At 56.9% G+C, this 2518-nt stretch carries 2 protein-coding genes and 2 pseudogenes; 1 reads left to right on the top strand and 3 read right to left on the bottom strand.

Annotated elements, in window-relative coordinates:
* Nucleotides 1–177, bottom strand: a pseudogene (locus ENZ74_RS28795) (RNA polymerase sigma-54 factor); the annotation flags it as partial.
* Nucleotides 178–245: 68 nt separating this feature from the next.
* Entirely contained in the window at nt 246–779 is a 534-nt protein-coding gene (locus ENZ74_RS28790) for a peroxiredoxin (protein WP_063169380.1), read from the bottom strand.
* A 1173-nt stretch (nt 780–1952) separates the two neighbouring features.
* Between ENZ74_RS28790 and ENZ74_RS28785 the strand changes: the two genes are divergently transcribed.
* Nucleotides 1953–2225 carry a hypothetical protein gene (locus ENZ74_RS28785; RefSeq protein WP_199489650.1) on the top strand — a complete coding sequence of 91 codons (273 nt, stop codon included), beginning with the start codon at nt 1953–1955 and terminating at the stop codon, nt 2223–2225.
* Between the two features lie 161 nt (nt 2226–2386).
* Here the strand turns inward: ENZ74_RS28785 and ENZ74_RS28780 are convergent.
* Nucleotides 2387–2518 (bottom strand): annotated as a pseudogene (locus ENZ74_RS28780) (IS481 family transposase); the annotation flags it as partial.

Here is a 2518-nt window from a genome sequence, read left to right as displayed (position 1 = left end):
CGGCGAATCGTCGTCAAACGGGTCAGGCTTCAAAACGGGGTTCTTCTCGAGTGCCTGCTGCACGAGCTGATGGAGTTCAGTATGCGTCAATCGCAGCAAGCGAATAGCTTCAATGGCTTGAGGCGATAAGACCATACGTTGCTTCTGGCGTTGAAGCAGGCTTGCTGAGAGATGCATGTTGAACCGTGATCTGCCGAGGAGGCTCTAGTGTGTGCTTGGGTTGTGTGAGACTTTCCACTTCTGGGTCATGCCGCCGCCTTCAATTTGTCGAGAACGTTTTGCGGGGATGAAACGCCATAGGGGTCCGTCTCGCAGTTGTCACAGAAGCCTTCCTCCTCGAACCACTGCTCCACCACGCCATCGTCGATCAGAGCGGCGTATCGCCAGGAGCGCATGCCAAAGCCCAGATTGTCCTTCGCGACCAGCATGCCCATTTTGCGCGTGAACTCGCCCGACCCGTCTGGGATCAGCTCGATCTTCTGCAGCCCCAAGGACTTTCCCCACGCATTCATGACGAAAGCATCGTTGACCGAGACGCAGTAGATCGCGTCAATTCGCAGTTCCAGAAATTGATCATAGAGTTTTTCGAAATCGGGCAGTTGGAAGGTCGAGCAGGTCGGGGTGAAGGCGCCAGGCAGCGAGAACAGGATGATGCGCTTGCCCCCGAAATAATCGTCGGAGGTCTTGTTCTCCCACTGATAAGGATTTGGCCCCCCGATCGACTCATCGCGAACACGCGTGCGAAAGGTCACGAGAGGAACGTTCTTTCTATAGGTCATTGATTTGCTTCCAGGCCAAAGTGGTACGGTGCATTTTTCGGTTAAACTGAAGCGGCATCGACTTCGGTCGACAGTTCCGGCAGCCTCGCGCCTTGGCGTGGTTGCCTCGGACCGGTCTTGTGCAAGACCGCCCCCGAGCAGGCACGTTTAACGGCGACGAGCTTCCGCGGAGACGGGGAATTTTGCTCGCGTGCTTTATCGAGCTTTGAGAGGTAGGCATGGTCTGCAACCGTGATTTTGACTGCGTTCTATCGACCGAGTCGCAAGCGCCATGCCAATTGACCCGATGCCTTGGGTTCACTTCGGTTTTTGCAGCAACTTTCGTGTTGTGCAGTAATGCCGGTCGATATTATTGCTCAAGCAGCACTGGAAATTGGGTGCGACTCCGTTCGGCAAACCCGGCCTTTGTCCGAAGCCGGACACGAATGTCGGAAATAGCCAAACGCCAGGATCTGGGGCGGGTTAAGAAACGTTGCCGTGGGCACCGGCTTCAGCACAATTGCGCCACGCGAGCATGGCTCCCAGCGTCAATGCCGTGCAGCAGCGAGACGAAGTCACTGCAGAATATCAACCTCTGCGAAGTCGTTGAAACCCAGCATGTGCGAGCCGTTCGAGGCGCAGATCAAGGCATGCTCGAGGAAGAGCTCGTGCTCTCGGCAGCAAGTGTTGCGACGTCTGACAAGGATCGTCGCGCTTCAAGGAAAAGAACCTGAATGGTGCACGGCTTGTGAAGGCCGGCGCATGGAAATGGCTGGGCTGATCATCCTCCATGAGGGTTGAATGAAGAGCTGGCCCCTATCTCCCTCAGCTGCAACGGGGGGAGATAGGGCATGTCCGTCTATCGCGCTGGGTAACATTCCTCGGTGATGCAATAAGGGGGAGCAATTTCTCATTTCGGCAGACACGACCCAGCTCTCCTTTCATGCGCTGATTCCCCCAGGGGAAATCGCGACTCCAGGCTTCCTATGCAGCGAATCGCGGTGCTGTCCGATGTCCGACAATGTCGGATGCGGATCGTAGCTGGGCTAGATCCGTCACTTTGCCTCGATGGTTTCCCACTGGCCTTATATCTGCTTCGCCCAAATGCGGCGACATAACCTGTGCGGCATCTGTGAATGGATCGACTTCAATCGAGACCTCGGAGGTCCCGATGCGCGAAGGGAGCTTGCCGATATGACGGCCACCATAGCGAACCACGGTCCGGACGACGAGGGGACTTGGATCGGCGGGCCTGCGGCGCTGGGACACCACCGCCTGGCAATCATCGATATCCAGGGCGGCCGCCAGCCGAGGATGCTCCAGGGGGATGGCCGACCTGACTTGGTGCTCGTCTACACGGGTGAGACTTACAACTACCGCGAGCTGCGTCAACAGCTGGCCGGCCTAGTCCATCGCATGAACACGAGCAGTGACACCGAGGTGGTGCTGCACCGCCCCCGCGAGTAGGGCTCTTCGGCGGGTACACTTTTTTCACGAAATCCGTGAATGTTTCTCGCGACATCATCCCGCAATCGGTGGTGCAGCGGGTGAAGAGCCCGTATCCGGCTATCCAGAATGCCGCCTACGACAAAATACTACGTACGCGGTTCACTGTGATGCTGGACGACCTAGTTGTGGAGCTTCAACAGGTTGTCCTCGATCAGGGCGAGGCGACTGATAGGCGTTTTTGACTTTAGGCTGCCATGTGGACGATGCCAATTGTATCTGTGCAGCCAGACAGGCAGTTCGGCGGCACGATG

The sequence above is a fragment of the Mesorhizobium sp. M7A.F.Ca.CA.002.15.2.1 genome, from assembly GCF_003998715.1.
GTDB lineage: Bacteria > Pseudomonadota > Alphaproteobacteria > Rhizobiales > Rhizobiaceae > Mesorhizobium > Mesorhizobium ciceri.
Note: the sequence above shows the minus strand (reverse complement) of the source record. Positions and strands in the feature narration are given on the sequence as shown.